This window comes from Streptomyces sp. JLBG701, from assembly GCF_058544905.1.
Window position 1 is genome coordinate 3,872,632 of the sequence record NZ_CM178588.1, and the last position, 20,842, is coordinate 3,893,473.

General features: G+C 70.3%; 19 protein-coding genes. 7 read left to right on the top strand and 12 right to left on the bottom strand.

Annotation, left to right across the window (positions count from 1 at the left end; genetic code table 11):
- Positions 1-89: 89 nt before the first annotated feature.
- From AC5DRG_RS17790 to leuA, 3 genes are all read right to left on the bottom strand, one after another.
- The gene (locus tag AC5DRG_RS17790) at positions 90-4,058 is read right to left on the bottom strand and encodes a tetratricopeptide repeat protein (protein ID WP_491811518.1); all 3,969 of its coding nucleotides are present in this window, start codon (positions 4,056-4,058) and stop codon (positions 90-92) included.
- A gap of 85 nt (positions 4,059-4,143) precedes the next feature.
- On the bottom strand, positions 4,144-4,839 hold the full coding sequence (locus AC5DRG_RS17795; RefSeq protein WP_491811519.1) for a TerB family tellurite resistance protein: 696 nt from the start codon (positions 4,837-4,839) through the stop codon (positions 4,144-4,146).
- 276 nt (positions 4,840-5,115) lie between these two features.
- Positions 5,116-6,846 (bottom strand): 2-isopropylmalate synthase, encoded by a 1,731-nt coding sequence (leuA, locus tag AC5DRG_RS17800; RefSeq protein ID WP_491811520.1) that lies wholly within the window; start codon positions 6,844-6,846, stop codon positions 5,116-5,118.
- Positions 6,847-7,206: 360 nt separating this feature from the next.
- Between leuA and AC5DRG_RS17805 the strand changes: the two genes are divergently transcribed.
- From AC5DRG_RS17805 to AC5DRG_RS17820, 4 genes are read left to right on the top strand one after another with little or no spacing between them, the layout of a single operon-like run.
- Complete coding sequence (locus AC5DRG_RS17805; protein ID WP_491811521.1) at positions 7,207-8,277, top strand: M4 family metallopeptidase; 1,071 nt, start codon at positions 7,207-7,209, stop codon at positions 8,275-8,277.
- Between the two features lie 21 nt (positions 8,278-8,298).
- Positions 8,299-8,565, top strand: a complete 267-nt coding sequence (locus tag AC5DRG_RS17810; protein WP_491811522.1) for a protealysin inhibitor emfourin — start codon at positions 8,299-8,301, stop codon at positions 8,563-8,565.
- Positions 8,566-8,611: 46 nt separating this feature from the next.
- Positions 8,612-9,940, top strand: coding sequence for a GH1 family beta-glucosidase (locus AC5DRG_RS17815; RefSeq protein WP_491811523.1), 1,329 nt, complete (start codon positions 8,612-8,614; stop codon positions 9,938-9,940).
- On the top strand, positions 9,937-11,190 hold the full coding sequence (locus tag AC5DRG_RS17820; protein ID WP_491811524.1) for an MFS transporter: 1,254 nt from the start codon (positions 9,937-9,939) through the stop codon (positions 11,188-11,190). Before AC5DRG_RS17815 ends, AC5DRG_RS17820 begins: the two co-directional genes overlap by 4 nt.
- Positions 11,191-11,208: 18 nt before the next feature.
- On the opposite strand, the gene AC5DRG_RS17825 is transcribed toward AC5DRG_RS17820, so the two are convergent.
- On the bottom strand, positions 11,209-12,063 hold the full coding sequence (locus tag AC5DRG_RS17825) for an NAD-dependent epimerase/dehydratase family protein (RefSeq protein ID WP_491811525.1): 855 nt from the start codon (positions 12,061-12,063) through the stop codon (positions 11,209-11,211).
- A 124-nt stretch (positions 12,064-12,187) separates the two neighbouring features.
- Here AC5DRG_RS17825 and AC5DRG_RS17830 point away from each other — a divergent pair, with 124 nt between their 5' ends.
- Positions 12,188-13,036, top strand: coding sequence for a helix-turn-helix transcriptional regulator (locus AC5DRG_RS17830; RefSeq protein WP_491813067.1), 849 nt, complete (start codon positions 12,188-12,190; stop codon positions 13,034-13,036).
- A 106-nt stretch (positions 13,037-13,142) separates the two neighbouring features.
- Here AC5DRG_RS17830 and era read toward each other — a convergent pair whose 3' ends face one another.
- Positions 13,143-14,102 carry a GTPase Era gene (gene era, locus AC5DRG_RS17835; protein WP_491811526.1) on the bottom strand — a complete coding sequence of 320 codons (960 nt, stop codon included), beginning with the start codon at positions 14,100-14,102 and terminating at the stop codon, positions 13,143-13,145.
- A gap of 194 nt (positions 14,103-14,296) precedes the next feature.
- Between era and AC5DRG_RS17840 the strand changes: the two genes are divergently transcribed.
- Together AC5DRG_RS17840 and AC5DRG_RS17845 are read left to right on the top strand one after the other, a co-directional pair.
- Entirely contained in the window at positions 14,297-14,635 is a 339-nt protein-coding gene (locus AC5DRG_RS17840; protein WP_491811527.1) for a P-II family nitrogen regulator, read from the top strand.
- 13 nt (positions 14,636-14,648) lie between these two features.
- Complete coding sequence (locus tag AC5DRG_RS17845) at positions 14,649-15,008, top strand: hypothetical protein (protein WP_491811528.1); 360 nt, start codon at positions 14,649-14,651, stop codon at positions 15,006-15,008.
- On the opposite strand, the gene AC5DRG_RS17850 is transcribed toward AC5DRG_RS17845, so the two are convergent.
- The 7 genes from AC5DRG_RS17850 to ybeY all read right to left on the bottom strand — a co-directional run bounded on the left by AC5DRG_RS17850 (position 15,009) and on the right by ybeY (position 20,832).
- Entirely contained in the window at positions 15,009-15,977 is a 969-nt protein-coding gene (locus AC5DRG_RS17850) for a WxL protein peptidoglycan domain-containing protein (protein ID WP_491811529.1), read from the bottom strand.
- A 1-nt stretch (position 15,978) separates the two neighbouring features.
- Positions 15,979-17,295 carry a beta-xylosidase gene (locus tag AC5DRG_RS17855; protein WP_491811530.1) on the bottom strand — a complete coding sequence of 439 codons (1,317 nt, stop codon included), beginning with the start codon at positions 17,293-17,295 and terminating at the stop codon, positions 15,979-15,981.
- Positions 17,296-17,496: 201 nt separating this feature from the next.
- Positions 17,497-17,973, bottom strand: coding sequence for a hypothetical protein (locus AC5DRG_RS17860; RefSeq protein WP_491811531.1), 477 nt, complete (start codon positions 17,971-17,973; stop codon positions 17,497-17,499).
- Between the two features lie 321 nt (positions 17,974-18,294).
- The gene (locus tag AC5DRG_RS17865; protein WP_491811532.1) at positions 18,295-18,648 is read right to left on the bottom strand and encodes a cytidine deaminase; all 354 of its coding nucleotides are present in this window, start codon (positions 18,646-18,648) and stop codon (positions 18,295-18,297) included.
- A 20-nt stretch (positions 18,649-18,668) separates the two neighbouring features.
- Positions 18,669-19,028: an MmcQ/YjbR family DNA-binding protein gene (locus AC5DRG_RS17870; RefSeq protein ID WP_491811533.1), complete on the bottom strand. Its 360-nt coding sequence runs from the start codon at positions 19,026-19,028 to the stop codon at positions 18,669-18,671.
- The gene (locus AC5DRG_RS17875) at positions 19,025-20,338 is read right to left on the bottom strand and encodes a hemolysin family protein (RefSeq protein WP_491811534.1); all 1,314 of its coding nucleotides are present in this window, start codon (positions 20,336-20,338) and stop codon (positions 19,025-19,027) included. Before AC5DRG_RS17875 ends, AC5DRG_RS17870 begins: the two co-directional genes overlap by 4 nt.
- Positions 20,335-20,832, bottom strand: coding sequence for an rRNA maturation RNase YbeY (gene ybeY, locus AC5DRG_RS17880; protein WP_491811535.1), 498 nt, complete (start codon positions 20,830-20,832; stop codon positions 20,335-20,337). Before ybeY ends, AC5DRG_RS17875 begins: the two co-directional genes overlap by 4 nt.
- Positions 20,833-20,842 lie beyond the last annotated feature (10 nt).

A 20,842-nucleotide genomic window follows, 5' to 3' on the forward strand; every position in this document is an offset into this window, starting at 1 on the left:
CGCTCTCCAGACTTCCGGCGCGGGAGGGCGGAATCGTCGCGCGGGAGGGCGAGTTCGGGGGTACTGCCGGGGGTGGCGAAGAGGGCGGATTACTCCCTGGGGAGTACGGGGCGGCGCAGGCGGAGGGCGGTGTACATACGGCGCCAGTGGCCGGTGCCGAGGCAGAGGAGGGCATAGCGCCGTCCGAGCTGTTCGACCTGCCGGCTGTCGGCGCCGAAGAGGGCGACGCCCTCGTGGAGAAGCACGTCGTAGAGGGCCACGGAGCGGTGCGGGTGAAGGGCCCAGAGCGTGGCGTAGGCGTGGCCCGCACGCGCGTTCCAGGCCAGCAGATGATCAGGGCCGTGCACGCGGGCGCGGTCGGCGGCCAGGGTCGTGTACGCGGTCAGCGCCGTGCGGACTCGACCGGTCCGACGGGCCGTGGCCGCGACGAACCAGCGGGCGTTGAGGGTCCAGGGGTGGTCGGGGCCGTAGAGCCGCTCGTAGTCGGCGCTGCGATCACGGGCCGCCTCCAGCGCCTTGCGCCACCGGCCGGAGTGCCGGAGGGCTTCGCACCACCAGCTTCGCTGCACCAGCACGGCGGTGTGGTCGGGGCCGAAGTGCTCGGTCAGATCGTCCAGAAGACGCTTCTGCAGCGCGGCGGCACGCCACACCAGACCGACGGAGCAGTAGGCGGAACCCAGCATCCGGCGGGCCGCGACGGAGTTCCAGCTCCAGGGGCCGGACATGGCCTCGTAGGCGTCGAGCGAGCGCCGCCGGATGCGGAGGGCCTTCAAGCGCCGCTGCACCGCGCGGTGTCCGTCGGCCACCCGGTCGAGCCGAACGATCGTGCTCGGGTCGTCGTCTCCCAGCAGACGCCGGGTCTGCTCGTACAACTCCCGGGTCCGTCGGCGGGCTTCACGGCGGCGCCCGGTCGCCGCGAGTGCCGCCACGTGTTCGACTCGCGCGGCCAGGGTCAGCGCGCTGTCGACGCCGTACAGCTGTTCGCTGTCCGCGACCGCCCGCGCGGCCAGTCGGAGCCGTTCCCGGTACAGTCCGGCCTCACCGCAGGCGTTCGCCAGCCAGCGGCGGGCCAGCAGGACGGCCGGGTGGTCGGGGCCCCAGCGCCGGGTCACCTCGTCGACGACCGCGCGGTGCAGGGCGAGTGCCTCGTCGTGCTCCTGGCACCAGGTGAGCACGTCGGCGAGATCGCTGCGGGCCCAGACCACGCTGATGTGGTCGTCGCCGTAGCGGCGGATGTACTCGTCCAGGTCCTTTTCACGCAGCTCTCGGGCGGCAGTGGCCCTCCCCTGTTCGAGCAGCAGACGGGCGAGGTGCGCGCGTGCGGAGAACGCCTTCGGATGACCGGAGCCGAGCGTCTGCTCGGCGTCCCGCAGTGTGTGCCTGAGCAGCGTCTCCGCTTCCGTGTACTCGTCTGCCGCCGTCAGGGCGTCGGCGAGGGTGAGCCGGACTTCGAGGGTCTGCGGGTCGGAGAGGCCGCACAGCCGCTCGAAGTCGACGAGGAGAGCGCGTGCGCACTCGATCGCCTGCTGGTAACGGCCGTGTCGGGTGCAGACGCGGATGTGGAAGAAACGCGTGTCCAGGGTGATCGGGTCCTCGGCGCCCAACACCCGCGTGTGGTCGGCGATCAGCGCCGACTGCGCCTCGTACGCCTCAAGGATGCGGCTCGACTCGGTGAGCGACCAGACGAGTTGGCGGCGAGCGCGCAGCACGAGCTGGTGGTCGGGCCCGTGCACGTCGGTGTTCTCGTCGACCAGGCCGCGGAACGCGGCGACGGCCTCGTCGTCCCGGTTGTTCCACTGCAGACATGTGGCGAGAGTGTCGCGGACGGTCAGCGTGTCCCCGTCCTCCGGACCGAACACGCGCACCGCACTCTCCAGCGCGGCCTCGGCGGCGGCGAGCCCCTCGCTGTACAGATGGGCGTCCACGCACTGATGGGCGAGGCTGTTGCGGGCCCAGATCGTCTCGGGAGCGTCCGGCCCGTGCGCCGTCACGCAGTCCTCCACATGGCGGCGCAGCAGCGTCACCCCCTCCTCCGCCTGCCCCACCGCGCCGTAGGTGTCGGCGAGGCTGCGCAGCGAGGCGAGCCCCGACAGCGACGGCCCCGAACTCTGCGGGAGATCCGACCGCATCCGCTCCACGATGCGGACGGCTTCGGCACGCCGGCCCGCCGCCGCATACGCGTTCGCCAGGTCGTCGAGCGCACGACGGGTGTCCTCGTGGTCCGGGCCCTGGATCAGCCGGGTCGCCCGTTCCACCTCTTGGTACGTCGGCACGGACAGGTCGAACCGCCCTGCCCTCTGGTAGGCGTCGGCGAGGTCCCAGCGGGCGTCCCTGGTGTCCTCGTGCTCGGGCCCCTTCAACCGCTCGACGATCTCCAGCCGCCTCCGGTACGGCACGATGGCTTGTTCGCTGCGGCGGGACGCCAGGTAGACGTCGCCTTCACACTCCAGCGCGAGCAACGAGGCCGGCGCCTCCTCGTCCAGTACGGCCAGGCAGTCCGCCCGAGTGCCCACCGCCCATTCCAACGCCCGTGCCATCGCGCCCACATGGCGCAGATGGTCGTACGCCGCCCAGCACCGCAGCCGTACCAGAGCCGTCTGTTCCTCCTCGTCGTACGAAGCCAGGTCGGCCCGGACCACGGACCACAACGCGTCGATCTGATCGACGAGTTGCCCGCCGACCTCCCTGTGCTCCCACACGGCGCCGACGGGTATCAGGAAGGCGTCCAGTCCCCGGGTCACCGCCCCGACGACCGGCCTCAGTGTCTCGCCCGCCCGTTCGCGCACCACCCGCTGCACCAGTCGGTGCACGCTCACCGCATCCGCTCCGGCGTTCGTGGCCAGTGATGCCTGGGTCAGTGCGCCCAGAGCGTCCTCGACGGCGACCTCGTCGTCGATCCCGGCCTCTTTGGCCACCCTGTGCAGCAGTTCCCGTGGCACGCCGGCCGCCGACAGCACGGCGAGTGTGTCCAGCAGGATCCGCACCGCGTTGCCCGGCGCCTGCTGCTCCGCCTGCTCCACGGCGATGAGCACGGCCTCCGCGACCCGGTGCGGATAGCGCTCGCCCGGCACCTTCTCAAGCACCGAGCGGAGTGGATAGCTCCGCAGCCGCTCCAGATACGCCTGGTACCCCGTGCCCCGGGCGCGGATGACGTGAGCGGCCTGTGCCAGTGCCAGCGGCAGCCGCCCCAGTTCGTCGGCCACCGCACGCGCGCCGTCGTCGGAGGCGATCGCGGCGCGCCTGCGCAGGAAGTCCAGCGCCTCCTCCTCCGTGAAGACGGCGACGTCCACCCGCGCGCCCGCCAGGTTCTCGAAGGCGTGCGACGTGGTCGTCACCACGACCTGGGCACGGCCGGCGGTGGGCAGCCAGCGGGCCACCTCGTCCGGATCCGTCGCGTTGTCCAGCACCACCAGGCACGGATCCGGATTGCGGCCGATCCAGGTGAGAGCGGCCCGCGCGGCCGTCGCCGCGTCGTCCGCCGCGTCGCGCACCCCCAACTGGTCGGCCAGTTCGGCGAGTCCGGAGGTGAGCTGGCCGCTGTTCTCCGCGGTGATCCACGCGACGACGGGCCAGCCCTCCTCGATGCGGCGCCTGGCGTACGCGGCGGCCAACTGCGTCTTCCCGACGCCCCGCGCCCCGGTGACCGCGTGGACCACGGTCAGGCTGTGCCGTTCGGCGGCTCCGGCAAGGTCGGCGAGCAGGTCCTCGCGGGGCTGGAAGCCGACGGGTTCTCGCGGTAGGTCGCCCATACGGACAAGGAGTTGGGGCGGTGCTTCCGGCGGGGTCCCGTTCACCGTGACCGTCGCGTGCGGCAGTTCAAGGCGTACGCCGGTCCCCGGCTGCTGTGGCTCGGCCCGGGCGACCCGCGGCGCCCACCACGCTCCCCAGGTGCCGCCCACCGTCGCGGCCACGGTCGCCGCCGCCACTCCCACGGCCACCCGGCTGTCGTCGGACGCCGGCAGCAACGGCACCTCGGCCGCGTAGAACAGCAGGAAAACGCCCGCGAAGGCCAGGACGTTCAGTGCCACCACCAGCGCCCAGCGCATGCCGTGCCTCATGCGCTCCCCCTCGTCCCCCGGCACATTCCGGCAAGACGATTGTGCCCCTCACCGCGCTCGCGTGAGGCCTGTCAGCCGAGGGTTGTCACGACGGCGTGCGCGCCGCCTCCAGTAGCCGCGTCACGTCGTCCGCGCAGATCGTGAGGGCCGCGCCCACCGTGGTGAGGGCGTCGCGTTCGGCCGGGGTGTAGGGGCCGTCGGCGAGGGCGATGCGGGCGCCCTGGAGGAGGATGGACTCGCGGCCGGTGGGGGCGAGATGGGGGGCCAGGGGGTCCAGGGCCTCGTGGAGTTCTATGGCCAGGCTCGCCCCGCAGGGTTCGCCGAAGACGCGGCCGGCGTCTGCTGCCAGGGCCTCGACGAGGGCGTTGAGCTGGTCCTCCGTGCAGTCGTCGAAGCCGGCCGCGCGGACCGTGCTCGCGGCGGCCTCCAGGGACGTACGGGCGCAGGTGCCGCCCGCGGCCAGCACGGCGAGGGCGACGGTGTGGACGGCGTCGCGGAGCATCGCGGAGAAGCGGGTGGTGGTGGGGTGGTCGAGGACGTCCGTGCCGTAGTGGAAGCGGCAGGCGGCGCATTCGACGACCGGGGCGGTCTCGCCGCGCGGCAGTACGGGCATGCCGAGCAGGGTGAAGCGGCGGCGTCCGGCCAGCCGCTGGTAGTTGCGGTCGCCCCCGCAGCTGGGGCAGAAGAACTCGCCGTCGCCGACGCCGGTCCACGAGGTTCGGGTGCCCAGGACGCGCGGTCGCCGGGCAGCACGGTCGTTTTGTCCCCGTCCTGGCAGCACGTCGCACCTCCGCGTAACCCCGCGGCAACATCGCCGCGCTTGCGTGATGTTAGCCACATTGTTGAGGCTGAGTCAGTACCCAGGACGAGACCTTTCCGTGACCCACACAGCTCAATGGCCGGAAAGCGACGAACCCCGCCCGCCAAAATTCGGCGGACGGGGCCCAAAAAACACCGGGCGCGGCAACCCCCTAAGGGGCGCGGGGAACTGCGCGACCAGCCACGACGGCGCCGCAGTCAACAACGGACCCGGCCGCCCCCCTAGCGGAGCGAACCGTCAGCGACCCGCCCTGTTGACGGCCGACACGACCGCCTTCAGCGACGCACGTGTCGTGTTCGCGTCGATGCCGATCCCCCACATGACCTTGTCCTCGATGGCGACCTCGATATAGGAGGCGGCCTGCGCGGACGCACCCTCGCTCATCGTGTGCTCCTGGTAGTCCAGGAGCCGGGCGTCGATACCCAGGGACGTCATCGCGTCGAAGAAGGCCGAGATCGGGCCGTTGCCGGAACCGGACAGGACCGTCTCGACGCCGTCCACCTCCGCCTCGACGGTGAGCGTGTCCACGCCGTCCTTGTCGGTCGTCGACTGACCGTTGCGCACCTGGATACGACCCCACGCGTTGTCCGGGTTCGGCAGGTACTCGTCCTGGAAGACCGCCCAGATGTCCTTCGGCGTGACCTCGCCGCCCTCGGCGTCCGTCTTGGCCTGGATGATCTTCGAGAACTCGATCTGCATCCGGCGCGGCAGGTCCAGCTTGTGGTCGTTCTTCAGAACGTACGCGATTCCGCCCTTGCCCGACTGCGAGTTGACGCGGATGACGGCCTCGTAGGAGCGGCCCACGTCCTTCGGGTCGATCGGCAGGTACGGCACCGCCCACTCGATGTCGTCGACGGTGACGCCCTTGGCGGCCGCGTCGGCCTCCAACGCGTCGAAGCCCTTCTTGATGGCGTCCTGGTGGGAGCCGGAGAAGGACGTGTAGACCAGGTCGCCCACGTACGGGTGGCGCGGGTGGACCTCCATCTGGTTGCAGTACTCCCACGTACGACGGATCTCGTCGATGTTCGAGAAGTCGATCTGCGGGTCGACGCCCTGGGAGAAGAGGTTCATGCCCAGGGTGACCAGGTCGACGTTGCCGGTGCGCTCGCCCTGGCCGAACAGGCAGCCCTCGACGCGGTCGGCGCCGGCCATCAGCGCCAGCTCGGCGGCGGCGACGGCCGTACCGCGGTCGTTGTGCGGGTGGATCGACAGGACGACGTGCTCGCGGCGGGTCAGGTTGCGGCCCATCCACTCGAAACGGTCCGCGTGCGTCGAGGGGGTCGAACGCTCCACCGTGGCGGGCAGGTTGAGGATGATCTCGCGGCCCGGGCCGGGCTGCCATACGTCCATGACCGCCTCGCAGACCTCCAGCGCGAAGTCCAGCTCGGTGTCCGTGAAGATCTCGGGGCTGTACTGGTAGCCGAACTCCGTCTCCGGACCCAGCAGCTTCTCCGCGTACTCCATGACCAGGCGCGTGCCGTCGACCGCGATCTGCTTGATCTGGTCCTTGGAGCCGCGGAAGACGACCCGGCGGAAGACGGGGGCGGTGGCGTTGTAGAGGTGGACCGTGGCGCGCTTGGCGCCCTTCAGGGACTCCACCGTGCGCTCGATCAGGTCCTCGCGGGCCTGCGTCAGGACCGAGATCGTCACGTCGTCCGGGATCGCGCCCGGCTCCTCGACGATGGAACGTACGAAGTCGAAGTCGGTCTGGCCCGAGGCCGGGAAGCCGACCTCGATCTCCTTGTAGCCCATCTTCACCAGCAGGTCGAACATCGCGCGCTTGCGGGCGGGTGACATGGGGTCGATCAGGGCCTGGTTGCCGTCGCGCAGGTCGGTGGAGAGCCAGCGGGGGGCGACGGTGATCCGGTTGTTCGGCCAGGTGCGGTCGGTGATGTCGACCTGCTCGTACCGGCCGTACTTGTGGATCGGCATGGAACTGGGCTGCTGGCGATTGGCGCTCTGGGCCATGATGCGTGGGCTCCTCGTGGTGTCCTGAAGGACGGCCGACGGCGCAACGCCAGACTCCGCGGGGAGGGGGTCGGCCTCGACTTACAGGCCCTCGCCGCGGCAGCTAAGGAGGAGCAGCCCGAAACGCATGATGCTGCGCAGCCTAGCCGAGCCGCGCCGGATGCGCGGGCCTGTATCAATATGCGGGACTGCCAGTATGCGGGGTCGAGGGGATGAATGGGACAAAAAGTGCGCCATGCCACTACGCCTCGGCCGCCTCATACCACTGTGTCACTGAACGTCGCGCTCCATATCCCCGCATTTCACCAATCATGGTTGCCGCTAGTGACACTCACGTAACTCAGTGCAATGGTTTCGGGTATGACGACCAACGGGGGCTATGAGCCCGTCTTCTGCACCATCATCCCGCCGCACGTCCTCGACAAGGTGGCCCGCAACGAGGACCCCACGCTCGCCGGTCCCGCCCGCCGGACCCTGGAGCGCGACGCCTTCGAGCGCACCCACCGCCGTCTGACCACGGTCATCGGCGCCCCGACGATCGCCCCGCCGGCCGGCGCGGAGCCCGACAAACCGCACCGCACGATCTACGACGCCCTGCACGCCACCGAGCTGCCCGGAACCGAGGTGCGCGCCGAGGGCTCGGAACCCGGCAGGGACGCCACCGTCAACCGCGCCTACGCGGGCCTGGGCGCCACCTTCGAGCTGTTCCTCAAGGCGTACGAGCGCTACTCGATCGACGGCGACGGCCTCCCGCTCGACGCGACCGTCCATTACGACCGGGACTACAACAACGCCTTCTGGAACGGCGAGCAGATGGTGTTCGGCGACGGCGACGGCGAGATCTTCCTCGACTTCACCATCCCGATCGACGTCATCGGCCACGAACTCACCCACGGCGTCACGCAGTACACGGCGAACCTGACCTACTTCGGCCAGCCCGGCGCCCTCAACGAGTCCATGTCGGACGTCTTCGGCTCCCTCATCAAGCAGTACACGCTCGGCCAGACCGCCGCCGAGGCCGACTGGCTGATCGGCGCGGGACTGCTCGCCCCGCGCGTCACGGGCGAGGCCCTGCGCTCGATGAAGGCCCCGGGCACGGCGTACGACGACGACGTCCTCGGCAAGGACCCGCAGCCCGCGACGATGGACGACTTCGTCCGCACCGGCCGCGACAACGGCGGCGTCCACATCAACTCCGGCATCCCCAACCACGCCTTCTACCTCGCCGCCACCGCCCTCGGCGGCCACGCCTGGGAGCGCGCCGGACAGATCTGGTACGACGTGCTGACCGGCGGCGAGCTGGGCCAGCAGGCGCTGTTCGCGGACTTCGCGAAGCTGACGGTCGCGGCGGCCCGGGCCCGCTTCAACGACGGGGAGGAACTGCAGGCCGTCCTGAAGGCCTGGGAGCAGGTCGGGGTGCAAACGGCCTAGTTCCGTACTAGGAAGAGTCCCATGCGTATTCAGGTGAGGCGCACGGGCGGATTCGCGGGCATCGAGCGGCACGCCGAGGTGGACACCTCGGGGCGCCCCGACGCGCACGAGTGGCACGCCCTGGCCGAGAAGGCGGTCGCCGCCGGCCGGGGCGTGCCCCCGATCGGGGTCCCGGACGGCTTCAGCTACCAGATCACGGTGGACGGGAAGACGGTGTACGCGACCGATCCCCGACTCACGGAGGAGCAGCGAAAACTCATCACAAAGGTGTTGAAGGAAGGCGCGTAACTGGTTGTTCACGCCTGCCCGTTGACTTCCGTTACCAGCGGTACCGATGATCCGGCGCATGGCGACGAACCCGATACCTCAGTTCCCGGCCGGCTTCCTCTGGGGCGTCTCGACCTCGGCTCATCAGATCGAGGGGGCGGTGGACAAGCGCGAGGCGTCCGTCTGGGACACCTTCACGGCCGAGCCCGGGCGGGTCAAGGACGGCTCGACGGCGGCGGTGGCCTGCGACCACTACCACCGCTACCCGGAGGACGTGGCACTCCTGGCCGGCCTCGGCGTGGACGCGTACCGCTTCTCGATCTCCTGGCCCCGGGTGAACTCCCCCGGCGGCCTCGACTTCTACGACCGTCTCGTGGACGAGCTGAGCGCGGCGGGCGTACGTCCCGTCCCGACCCTCTTCCACTGGGACCTGCCGGTCGCCCTGGAGAAGAAGGGCGGCTGGCTGGAGCGGGACACGGCGTCGCGGTTCGCGGAGTACGTGACGCTGGTCGCCGACCGGCTGGGCGACCGCGTGAAGAAGTGGATCACGATCAACGAGCCGGCCGAACACACCATGTTCGGGCACGCGTTGGGCGCGCACGCACCGGGCAAGCAGCTGATGTTCGACGCGCTGCCGGCCGCCCACCACCAGCTTCTGGCCCACGGTCTGGGGGTGCGGGCGCTGCGCGCGTCCGGCGCCACGGACATCGGGATCGCCAACTCGCACGGTCCGACGTGGCCGGCATCGGAGGAACAGGCGGACCTGGAGGCGGCCGGTTTCTACGACCTGCTCCTGAACCGCCTGTTCGCCGATCCGATCCTGCTGGGCGAATACCCGGAAGGCCTCGGCGAGTTGATGCCCGGGGACGTCGCGGGCGACCTGAAGATCATCGGTGAGCCGCTCGACTTCTACGGCGTCAACTACTACGCGCCGACCCGGGTGGGCGCGCCTCAGGGCGAGGACATCGAGTTCGGCGGCCTCACGATCCCGGCCGAACTCCCCTTCTCCGTAAGGGAGATCGAGGACGTCCCGGTGACGGACTTCGGCTGGCCGGTGGTCCCGGAGGGGCTGACCGAGTTGCTCACCACCTTCCACGAGCGCTACGGCGACCGGCTCCCGCCCGTCGTCATCACCGAGAACGGCTGCGCGTACGAGGGCGTCGACGACCAGGACCGGATCGCCTACCTCGACGGTCATGTCCGGGCGCTGCACGGCGCGTTGGAGGCGGGCGTGGACGTGCGCGGGTACTTCGTGTGGTCGCTTCTGGACAACTTCGAGTGGGCCGAGGGGTACGCGCGTAGGTTCGGGCTCGTGCATGTGGACTTCGAGACGCAGAAGAGGACGCCGAAAGCCTCGTACGGCTGGTTCCAGGAGCTCCTCCGGGCCCAGAGGTGACCACGGCCCTGCCGCCGGAGGCCCTCGCCGAGCCCGTCGAACGGGTCGGCCGGGGCTGGACGGCCGCCCTGTCGCTGGCCAACGGGGCGATCTGGGTGGGCTGGTTCGGCCCGCTGCAGATCCTGCTCGCCTCCCAGGCCGAGGACTTCGCGCCTGGCTCCGGCATGTCGAAGGAGACGATGCTGGCCTGGGTCACGGGCGTGGGCGCGCTCGTGTCGCTGGCCGCGAACCCGTTCTTCGGCGCCCTGTCGGACCGGACGGCGGCCCGCTTCGGCCGCCGTACGCCGTGGATCGTGGGCGGTGCGGCGGGCGGGGCGCTCTCCCTGCTGCTGCTCGCGGGGGCGGGCGGGCTGTGGATGATGCTGGCCGGCTGGTGCCTGGTCCAGCTGACGCTGAACGCGGCGTTCGCGGCGGTGACAGCCGCGGTGCCGGACCGGGTGCCGCGGCTCCAACGGGGCTCCGTGGGCGGCTGGTTGGGAGCGGCGCAGATCCTGGGCGTGGTCGGCGGCACGGGGCTGGCGACGGCGGCGGGCGGGACCGGGGCGGGCTATGCGGCGTGCGCGGTGTTCGTCGTCGTGGGCGTGCTGCCGTACGTCCTGCGCCACCCGGACCTGCGGCTGTCGGCGGCGGACCGCCCGGCGTGGTCCTGGCGCGGATTCCTCGCGGGCTTCTGGCTGAGCCCGCGCCGCTATCCGGACCTGGGCTGGGCCTGGCTGACCCGCTTCCTGATCAACCTCAGCAACGCGCTGGTGCTGCTGTACCTCCTCTACTACCTGCGCGACCGTCTGCACTACGACGATCCCGACGAGGGCGTCCTCATCCTCACCGCGGTGAACGCCGTGACCCTCCTCGCCACGGTCGTCGTGGGCGGCGTCTGGTCGGACCGGGTGGGCCGCCGCAAGCCGTTCGTGACCTGGTCGGGCGTGCTGATGGCGGTGGCGACGGCGGGGCTGGCGTGCTGGCAGACGTGGCCGGGCGCGATCGTCGCGGCGGCGGTCCTTGGCGTGGGCTTCGGCGTCTTCACGTCGGTCGACTTCGCCCTGATGACGGACGTACTGCCGAAGGCCGGGGACCGCGGCAAGGACCTCGGCGTCATCAACGTGGCCAACGCCCTCCCCCAGGTCGCGGCACCCGCCCTGGCCGCGCCGATCGTGACGTACCTGGGCGGGTACCGGGTGCTCTATCTGGTGGCGGCGGTGGTCGGGCTGGCGGGGGCGGTGCTGGTGAGGCGGATCAGGGGCGTGGACTGAGCGCGGTCAAGGCCCGTGTCACAGGGCTCCGGCGTCCCGGGCCGACCAGACGGTCGGGAAGAGGGGGCGGAAGCCGAGGTCCCGGCGGATCCGCTCGGTGGACATGATCCCGAACCACGGGTCGGGGTCCGTGCGGGTGTGGGCGTCGGCGGGCATCTCGACCCCGTTGAGCTGATGCAGCTCGACGGCGGTGACGGGGGCGCTGTCGGCGATGTTGTAAAGACGGCCGGCGACACCAGGCGCGTACAGGAGACGCAGCAGTCCCTGGGCGACGTCCGCGTGGTGGACCATCTGCAGCCGCCGGGCCGGCGCCCAGCTCTCGGCCCACATCAGGGACTGGGCCAGGTGCGGGTCGCCCTCGCCGTAGACGAAGGGGAGGCGGCCGACGCGTACGTCCATGCCGTCGAGCGCGAACAGCTCCCGCTCGGCCTCGGCCTTGGACTCGGTGTAGGCGCCCCACATCTCGCCGCCGGGCCGGATCTCGTCCTCCTCGGTCACCGGGCGGCCCCGCCCGGTTCCGTACACGAGCCCCGTACTGATCTGTACGAAGCGCCGCACACCGGCGGCCAGCGAGGCGCGGCCCAGTTCCACGGCCGCGTCCCGGTTGACGGCCCACGCCTCCTCGTCCGGCACCCCGCGGAAGGACGCCGCGATGTTCACGACCGCGTCCACTCCGGCGACCGCCTTGCCGAGCGCCTCCGCGTCCAGCAGATCACCGACCACGACCTGCGCGCCCAGCTCCGCGAGGGGCTCGCCCCGGGCCGGGTCGCGCACCAGGACCCGTACGTCCTCGCCGGGCCGCTTCTGGGCCAGCAGCCTCGGGACGAAGCGCCGGCCGACCTGTCCTGTCGTACCTGTCACCAGTGTCAACATGTTCTGTTCCTCTCGTCCCGACCAGCCTGGAACGGCGGCGCGGACACCGGGAGAGACCTCCCGATCAGGGGACCGGCAGTCCCTGGATAAGCCGGGCGGGATGCCGCAGCCTGGAGACGTGCCCCTGAACCGCTCCGAACTCGCCGACTTCCTGCGCCGCGGCCGCGCCCGCCTGGACCCGTCCGACGTGGGCCTCACGGCCGGCGCCCGGCGCCGCACGCCGGGGCTGCGCCGTGAGGAGGTGGCTCAGCTGACCGGTATGTCCGTGGACTACTACACGCGCCTGGAGCAGGCCCGGGGCCCGCGGCCGTCCCGCCAGATGCTGACGGCACTGGCCCGCGCGCTACGCCTCACCGACGACGAGCACGACCACCTCTTCCACCTGGCCGACGAGGAGCCCCCACGCAACGAGACCCCGTCCGGCCACGTCCGCCCCGGACTCCTCCTGGTCCTGGACCGGCTGCACGACGCCCCGGCCATGGTGGTCACGGATCTCGGCGTGGTCCTCGCCCAGAATGCCCTGTCGAAGGCCCTCAGCGGAGACATCGCCGGCCTCCCGCCGCGCGACCGCAACCTGCTCCGCCGCTACTTCCTCGACCCCTCGGCGCGTGATCTGTTCCCGCCGGAGGACCGTGCGGAACACGCGCGCGGGCATGTGGCGAACCTGCGGGCGGTGGCCGCGGCGCGTCCGTCCGACCCGGAACCGGCGGCGCTGGTGGCCGAACTACGGGCGTCGAGTGCGGAGTTCGCGGGCCTATGGTCCGAGCACGAGGTGGCGGTACGCCGAGCCACGACAAAACGCTTCAAACACCCGTTGGTAGGCCTCCTGGAACTCGACTGCGAGATCCTCCTCAACGACCAGGACCACCACCGCCTGATCGTCCACACGGCCCGCCCGGGCACGGAGTCGTACGAACGGCTGCAGTTGCTGCGGGTGGTGGGGTTGCAGGACCTGTCCGTGAGCGAACGCTGAGTCGCCCAGGCCGGCACAATCCAGCCCCTCCGGCGTTTGAGGAGCGGGGTCTGGGGCGGAGCCCCAGGGATGGGACGGGTAGGGGTGGCGGGGGCGAAAAAAGGTCTTAGAAGCCCAGCTTCCGCAACTGCCGAGGATCCCGCTGCCAGTCCTTCGCCACCTTCACATGCAGGTCCAGGAACACCGGCGTACCCAGCAACGCCTCGATCTGCTTACGCGACTTGATCCCGACCTGCTTCAGCCGCTGCCCCTTCGGCCCGATGATGATGCCCTTCTGGCTGGGTCGCTCGATGTAGACGAACGCGTGGATGTCCAGCAACGGCTTGTCGGCGGGCCGGTCCTCACGCGGGAGCATCTCCTCCACCACGACCGCGATGGAGTGCGGCAGCTCGTCGCGAACACCCTCCAGCGCCGCCTCCCGGATCAACTCCGCGATCATGACCTGCTCGGGCTCGTCCGTGAGGTCACCCTCCGGATACAGAGCCGGCCCCTCCGGAAGCAGCGGCACGATCAGGTCGGCCAGCAGGTCGATCTGCTGGTCGCCGACCGCAGACACCGGCACGATCTCGGCCCACTCGAACCCGAGCTCCTTGCCGAGCTGGTCGATAGCGATGAGCTGCTCGGCGAGGGTCTTCGAGTCCACCAGGTCGGTCTTCGTGACGATCGCGATCTTCGGCGTCTTCTTGATGGACGCCAGTTCCTTCGCGATGAACCGGTCACCGGGCCCGAGCTTCTCGTTCGCCGGCAGACAGAAGCCGATCACATCGACCTCGGCCCACGTCGTACGCACGATGTCGTTGAGCCGCTCCCCCAGCAGGGTGCGCGGCTTGTGCAGCCCAGGGGTGTCGACCAGGATCAGCTGGGCGTCGGGCCGGTGCACGATGCCCCGTACCGTGTGCCGCGTGGTCTGCGGCTGGTTCGCGGTGATCGCCACCTTCTGGCCGACCAAAGCGTTCGTGAGGGTGGACTTGCCCGCGTTGGGGCGGCCCACGAAGCAGGCGAAGCCGGCGCGATGGGGGGCCTCGGACGGCTCGGATGACGGGGTACGAACGCTCATGGCGCCCATTGTCCCTGATCCACAAGCCCCCGCCGCACGGACGTACGCCTTCGCGGTGACGTACGGACGAGGAGTACACCGGCCTGGACCTTACGGTGCACGCCGAGACGACATACGATCACGGCGTCCTGGGCCACAGCGCCCCGGTCTCCTTCTTCTTCCGTAGTCCACTCCGCAGTCCACTCCGCGCAGAAGGCCAAGGCATGAAGCTCATCACCGCGATCGTCAAGCCGTACCGTCTCGACGAGGTCAAGACGGCGCTCCAGGAGCTCGGCGTACACGGTCTGACCGTCACCGAGACCAGCGGCTACGGCCGCCAGCGCGGCCACACCGAGGTGTACCGCGGCGCCGAGTACCAGGTCGACCTCGTCCCCAAGGTCCGCATCGAGGTCGTCGTCGACGACGCCGACTCGGACGCCGTGATCGACGCGATCGTCGAGGCCGCCCGCACCGGCAAGATCGGCGACGGCAAGGTGTGGGCGCTGCCCGTCGAGTCGGTCGTACGGGTGCGGACGGGCGAACGCGGCCTGGACGCGCTCTGACGGCGGGAGCGTCATGGGTTGGGGCTCGGGCGAGTGGTACGTGCTCGTCGAGGCGATGAAGGCGCTCGACGGCGAGTCCAGCTGGCGCCTCAAGGAGAAGCTGCATGTGGAAGGCGGCAGGGAGCAAGCCCTGCGGCGCGCCGAGGAGTTGAGCGTCTCCTATACGACGTCACTCCCGGGCGGCGAGTCCAGGTACGGCTACCAGGTGTTCCGGATCTCCGAGACGAGCTGGCTCCTGGAGATCACGAAGTCGTCCGCGTTCGAGTTCCTCGGCAACACGGAGTTCGTCCGCATATCCGTCGCGGAACTCGTCGCCTCGAAGGAGATCCCGCCGAGACAGGGCAAACTGCGCCGCACCCTGGGCCGTGAGTGACTAACCGGCCCGCGCCCGTACCCGTGCCCGTCGCGCCCTGATCAGCAGCACCACCCCGACGATCACCCCCACGAGCACCACCCCCGCCAGCAGCCACGGCAGCGCGAGGAACGACACGCTCGCCGACTCGCGCGTGTCCTGTGCGCTCGCCGTCAACGTGACGTCTCCCCAGTCGAGTTGAGGGGAGTCGTGCCACGGTTCGCTGAGCCGTACCCGCTCCCCCGGCAGCAGCTCCGCGGGCAGCTTGGTCACGTCGCGCGCCAGGAGCGTACGGCCGAAAAGGCCCCGCGCTCTCAGCTCCACCTTGGGATCGAGGGTGACGTTGCCGGTGTTGTGGAGGGTGTACGAGATGGTCGCGCCGCTGTCGCCCAGTCCCGGCACCAGCGGCTGGTGGCGGGTGAGGCGGACGTTCTCGACGGAGATCGCGGGGACGGTGGGCCCGCTCACCCGGAGATAGACACGGGCCGCGACGGCTCGCCGTACGCCGAGCGCGACCGAGCCCTGGCCGGCGTCGATCCGTTCGTCGAGCGCCACCAACGCGCCCGGATGATCGCCCGGTTCGGCGTCCTGGGGCACCCGCAGCGTGAACGGCACGGTGACGGTGCCGTGGGCGGGGACGGTGACCTTCGACTTCGCGGGCTTGCCCCACGCACCCACACCCCGCTGCCGCTCCGCCGGCGTCCGCACGGCGAACCCGCCGTCGCGCTCGGTGTTGTAGGCGTCGGCGGCGTACAGCCGGAAGGTCAGCGGCTCGCCCGTCTTGTTGGCGACGGTGACCTCGTCCTCGATCGTCTGACCGGGGTCGGCGGAGAGGTAGAAGTAGGGCCGGGCGGCAACCTGCGAGGAGACGGGATAGACGGACCAGCTGCCGTTGTCGGCGGCGTGGGCGGGTACGGCACCCAGCACCGCCGAGAACAGAAACAGGCCCAGGCTCAGCAAGCCCAGAAGGGGTGCGGAAGGCTTGCGCATGTCAGCTGAGCGTGAGGGTGAGTACGCCGGAGTACGAGCCCGGAGGCGTGAACGCCGGTACGTTCAGGGACAGTCCGGCGTCGACCGTGAACTCACCGCCGGTGAGCGTGGCGTCGGGGGTCGACGCGAGGGTCGCTCCCGAACTGCCCACCGTGCCCGCCGAACCGGCCTGGCAGGTGCTCGGGCTGCCCGCCTTGGTGTCACAGGAAGGCGTCCAACTCAGCTTCTCCGCCCCGATCTTGGCGCCGGGACCGGCGAAGTCGGTGACCTTGCCGGTCAGGGACCAGCCCGCGGGCCCGCCACGGAAGTCCTTGACGGTCACGGTCTGGAGAGCGCCGTCCGAGGCACCGCCACTGCCGAAGTCGACCGACGACAGCTGGACGCTGTCCCCGGCCTGGGACATGGAGAGCGTCCCCGCCGTGACCGTGGTGGTGATCTTCTGGCTGCCCTCGGGGACGGGTGTGTCGTCGATGACTACGTAGGCGGCGGGCCCGGCGCCGGTGTCAGCGTTCCACGCGTCGCCCTCGTATGCCACGACACCGGTCGTCGTCAGGTCGTTGACGACGAGGGCCCCGCTGAAGGCGCCCTGTGCGTCCGCCGTGACGGTCGCGGTGTCCGCGGTCTGGTTGCTCCCGGACCGTCCGGCCAACGTCACACTCGCGCCCGGCGTGAAGTCGCTGCCGGTCACGGTGACGCTGTCACCGGGGCTCCCGGAGGCCGAACCCAGGCTGATGGCACGGGTGTTGACCGAGCCGCCGTCCGTGGCGGTGACCGTCTCGGACACCGGAGCGGGCGGGTTGGTCACCGTGCACGGGGTGTCCAGCTCCAGGATGTAGCTGGTGTGGATGTTGTAGTCGCCGGGCGAGAGCGTGATCGCGCCGGCCGTGGTGACCGTGAAGGTGCCGGTCATGGAGAACGACGGGAAGGCGCCGTTGCCCGGCACCGGGTCGTTCTTCTTGGGTCCCGCGACCGTGACGTCCCCGGTCTGCGCACCGCCAAGGACGACCTTGCCGGTGGGCGTCATGATGTCGGCCGGCAGGGCGATGGCGGTGGGGTTGCTGGCGGCGGGCTTGACCACCGTGTAGGTCACGGTGACCGTGTCGCCGACCTGGGGACTGGCGTTGTCCACCGAGATGTTCGCGGTGGTGGTCCCGTCGATCGGCGGAATTCCGGCGATGGCCGGCGGGATGCAGTGCGTGGCGAAGTCCACGTCGACGGACGCGGCGGCCGGGACGGCCAGCGCACCGCCCACGGTGACCGCGAGCGCGGTGGCCCCGATCAGCGCCGCCCAGCGGCGTCTTCGACTTGTCGATCTCATACGTCCCATGAATGTGTTGCCCCCTCCTGAGGGATGCGGGCACAGCGGCTCGTCTGCGCTGACAGGGGGCATTGATGTGGGGATTGCGTGAGAAGTCAATGGACGCGATGAAAAGAACTGATGGACCGTCAGCTCCCGTTGCTGAAGCCAACACCGGGAACCGACAGTCCAGTTGGTGGGGGGTTGGGTGGGGCGGGAGGATCAGTCGAACACGAACGGACCCGGCGCCTGCGGCCCGGTCGCCGTGCACGTGATGGTGATGCCGAAGACGGTCATCTGCAGCGAACCCCCGTACGCCTCCAGACTGTCCCCGGAGGCGACGGTCCCGGAGAGCGGACCGACCGTGACGCTGTCGCCGGCCGCCATGGCCGGGTTCTCCGTGCCGGTGAAGGCCGTGGTGCCACCGCTCGCCTTCACAAAGGTGAGGGTGGACGCGATCGAGTCCTCCGCCAGCGCGATCGGCGCGGTGATCGCGGACGACGTCAGGGTGACCGTGGCCGCCGTGCCGTCCTGGGTTGCCGTGAGGGTTGCCTCGCCGCCGCCGAAGGTTCCGCAGTCGGCGGTGATCGTCGCCGTCTCGGGGGTGACGGCGACGGCAGTGGGCGCGAAGACGAGCCCGGCGACCGCGAGGGCCCCGACCGCCAGTGCCGCACCTGTTCCGATTCGCTTGCCTGTCATCTGAATCCGGCTCCCTTCCCATGAGTGGGAAAGCCATGTGGGGATGGATGGGAGACGCGAACCGACGAACCGAACACGAACACAGGGTGGATGCGGACACGCTGCGCACGGCTTGCGGATCTGACGGTCCGTCGGAACTGTCGGTTCCATTGATACGCGAGAGACGGGGGAGGGCAAGGGCGAATTCAGGCCGGGGAGCGTCACCCCTCAGCACCGGTCCAGGTACCTCAGCCCGTCTGGGGGTCCCCCCTCTGGGGGAGTTTGAGGACGAGGCCCCTTCAGGGCCGAACGGGGATCTGGGGGCGGAGCCCCCAGAAGGCCTCAGCCAGCCAAAACAGTCAGCCGGACAACCCCATCGAGCCCGGCAACCAACACAGGCGTCTCCGGCCCACCAAGATCCCGTACAGCCGCCCGATCCTCAGCCGAAACAGCCTCCGCCCCAGTCACCACCGCAGCCGCCTCCAAGGACTCCGCCCCCGAAGCCACCGCCATCGCCACGGCAGTACGCAACGCACTCAACTTCAGCGATTCCAGCTCCACGGTCCCGGCGACATACGTACGCCCGGTCTCGTCCCGCACGGCGGCCCCCTCGGGCACACCATTACGGGCCCGAGCCGAACGGGCCAGGGTGACGATCTTGCGGTCCTCGGGATCAAGCGCGTTGCTGTCGGTCATACGCTGAGCATACGAGGGCGTCAGGGCCGGTCGAGCCGGAGGCGCTCCGCACGCGGCAGACCGGCCACAACAAGGTCGTACGAGTCCTCGATGAGCTCCCGGAGCAGCCGATCCGGCAGCGAGCCGTCCGCCGTCACCGTGTTCCAGTGGCGCTTGTTCATGTGATAGCCGGGGATGATCAGGCCCTCGTGCTCGCCGCGCAGTCGGATCGCGTCGTCCGGGTCGCACTTGAGGTTGACCGTCAGGGGCCGTGCGTCCAGGTTCGTCAGGGCGAAGAGCTTGCCCAGGACCTTGAAGACCGAGGTCTCCGGGTTGAACGGGAAGTCCTCCACGGCCTCGTTGAAGGACAGGCAGAAGGCGCGCAGCTCCTGGGGGGTCATTCCGGTTTCCTCTCCTCCTCGTCCTTGTCCGGGTCCGCGAGGCCCAGCGGCTCCACCAGCACCGTCACGATCTTGTTCCGCCGCCCCGCGGCCGCCTCCGCCGTCAGCCGCAGCTCCCGGCCGTCCGGCAGCTCGACCACGGAGGACGCCCCGGCGATGGGCACCCGGCCCAGGGCCTTCGCGAGCAGTCCGCCGACGGTCTCCACGTCCTCGTCGTCGTAGGCCTCGAAGCCGTAGAGCTCGCCGAGGTCGCCGATGTCGAGGCGGGCGGTGACCCGGTAGCGGTCGTCGCCCAGCTCCTCGACCGGCGGCAGCTCACGGTCGTACTCGTCGGTGATCTCGCCGACGATCTCCTCAAGGATGTCCTCGATGGTGACGATGCCGGCCGTGCCGCCGTACTCGTCGATGACGACGGCGACGTGGTTGCGCTCCTGCTGCATCTCACGCAGCAGGTCACCGGCGTTCTTGGTGTCGGGCACGAACGCGGCGGGCCGCATGGCCGTCGACACCAGCTCGCTCTCCGCGTCCCGGCTGATGTGCGTCTTGCGGACCAGGTCCTTCAGATAAACGATCCCGACGACGTCGTCCTCGCTCTCACCGGTGACCGGGATCCGCGAGAAACCGGACCGCAGCGCGAGGGTGAGTGCCTGGCGGATGGTCTTGTAGCGCTCGATGACGACGAGGTCGGTCCGCGGGACCATGACCTCCCGTACGAGGGTGTCGCCCAGCTCGAAGACCGAGTGCACCATGCGGCGCTCCTCGTCCTCGATAAGGGACTCCTTCTCGGCGAGGTCGACCAGCGCCCGCAGCTCCGCCTCGGAGGCGAACGGGCCGCGGCGGAAGCCCTTGCCGGGGGTCAGCGCGTTGCCGATGAGGATGAGGAGCGACGGGATCGGGCCCATGATCCGCGCGAGGGGCAGCAGGATGTACGCCGCCGCCGTCGCGGTGTTCAGCGGGTGCTGGCGGCCGATGGTGCGCGGGGAGACGCCGACGGCGACGTACGACACGAGGACCATGACCGCGATCGCGACCAGGAGAGCCTCGGCGGTGCCGTCGAACTCCTGGAGGCAGGCGTAGGTGACGAGCGCCGCGGCGGCCATCTCGCAGGCGACGCGCACCAGGAGCGCCACGTTGAGATAGCGGGTCGGGTCGGCCGCGATCTGGGCGAGCTTCGCGCTGCCGCGCCGGCCGCTGCGCACGGCCTCCTCGGCGCGGAAGCTGGAGACGCGCGCGAGGCCCGCCTCCGCGCAGGCGGCGAGCCAGGCCACGACGACCAGGGCCACGGCCCCTATGACGATTTGCGGGCTCATGACACGGTCGGGGCCGGGGACGGGCCGGTGTGGCCCTTCTCCGCGCGCCAGCCGTCCACGATGGCCGCCTGGAGGCCGAACATCTCGGCCTTCTCGTCGGCCTCCTCGTGGTCGTACCCGAGCAGGTGCAGCACTCCATGGACGGTGAGCAGCTGGAGCTCCTCGTCCATGGAGTGCCGCGTAGGCGCTTCCTTGCCCTGCTTCTCCGCGACCTCGGGACACAGCACGATGTCGCCGAGGAGCCCCTGCGGGGGCTCCTCCTCGTCCTTCGACGGCGGACGCAGCTCGTCCATCGGGAAGGACATGACATCGGTCGGCCCGGGCAGGTCCATCCACTGGATGTGCAGCTGCTCCATGGCGTCTTCGTCCACGACGATCACCGAGAGCTCGGAGAGCGGGTGGATGCGCATCCGCGCGAGCGCGTAGCGGGCGATGTCGAGGATCGCCTGCTCGTCGACCTCGGTTCCGGACTCGTTGTTGACGTCGATCGACATGGTCGTGCTG

Bases quoted from the DNA above. Each gene is read 5' to 3' on its own strand.
- AC5DRG_RS17790 (WP_491811518.1), bottom strand. From the start codon at position 4,058: ATGAGGCACGGCATGCGCTGGGCGCTGGTGGTGGCACTGAACGTCCTG.
- leuA (WP_491811520.1), bottom strand. From the start codon at position 6,846: ATGGCCCAGAGCGCCAATCGCCAGCAGCCCAGTTCCATGCCGATCCAC.
- AC5DRG_RS17805 (WP_491811521.1), top strand. From the start codon at position 7,207: ATGACGACCAACGGGGGCTATGAGCCCGTCTTCTGCACCATCATCCCG.
- AC5DRG_RS17810 (WP_491811522.1), top strand. From the start codon at position 8,299: ATGCGTATTCAGGTGAGGCGCACGGGCGGATTCGCGGGCATCGAGCGG.
- AC5DRG_RS17815 (WP_491811523.1), top strand. From the start codon at position 8,612: ATGATCCGGCGCATGGCGACGAACCCGATACCTCAGTTCCCGGCCGGC.
- AC5DRG_RS17825 (WP_491811525.1), bottom strand. From the start codon at position 12,063: ATGTTGACACTGGTGACAGGTACGACAGGACAGGTCGGCCGGCGCTTC.
- era (WP_491811526.1), bottom strand. From the start codon at position 14,102: ATGGGCGCCATGAGCGTTCGTACCCCGTCATCCGAGCCGTCCGAGGCC.
- AC5DRG_RS17840 (WP_491811527.1), top strand. From the start codon at position 14,297: ATGAAGCTCATCACCGCGATCGTCAAGCCGTACCGTCTCGACGAGGTC.
- AC5DRG_RS17845 (WP_491811528.1), top strand. From the start codon at position 14,649: ATGGGTTGGGGCTCGGGCGAGTGGTACGTGCTCGTCGAGGCGATGAAG.
- AC5DRG_RS17850 (WP_491811529.1), bottom strand. From the start codon at position 15,977: ATGCGCAAGCCTTCCGCACCCCTTCTGGGCTTGCTGAGCCTGGGCCTG.
- AC5DRG_RS17855 (WP_491811530.1), bottom strand. From the start codon at position 17,295: ATGAGATCGACAAGTCGAAGACGCCGCTGGGCGGCGCTGATCGGGGCC.
- AC5DRG_RS17860 (WP_491811531.1), bottom strand. From the start codon at position 17,973: ATGACAGGCAAGCGAATCGGAACAGGTGCGGCACTGGCGGTCGGGGCC.
- AC5DRG_RS17865 (WP_491811532.1), bottom strand. From the start codon at position 18,648: ATGACCGACAGCAACGCGCTTGATCCCGAGGACCGCAAGATCGTCACC.
- AC5DRG_RS17870 (WP_491811533.1), bottom strand. From the start codon at position 19,028: ATGACCCCCCAGGAGCTGCGCGCCTTCTGCCTGTCCTTCAACGAGGCC.
- AC5DRG_RS17875 (WP_491811534.1), bottom strand. From the start codon at position 20,338: ATGAGCCCGCAAATCGTCATAGGGGCCGTGGCCCTGGTCGTCGTGGCC.
- ybeY (WP_491811535.1), bottom strand. From the start codon at position 20,832: ATGTCGATCGACGTCAACAACGAGTCCGGAACCGAGGTCGACGAGCAG.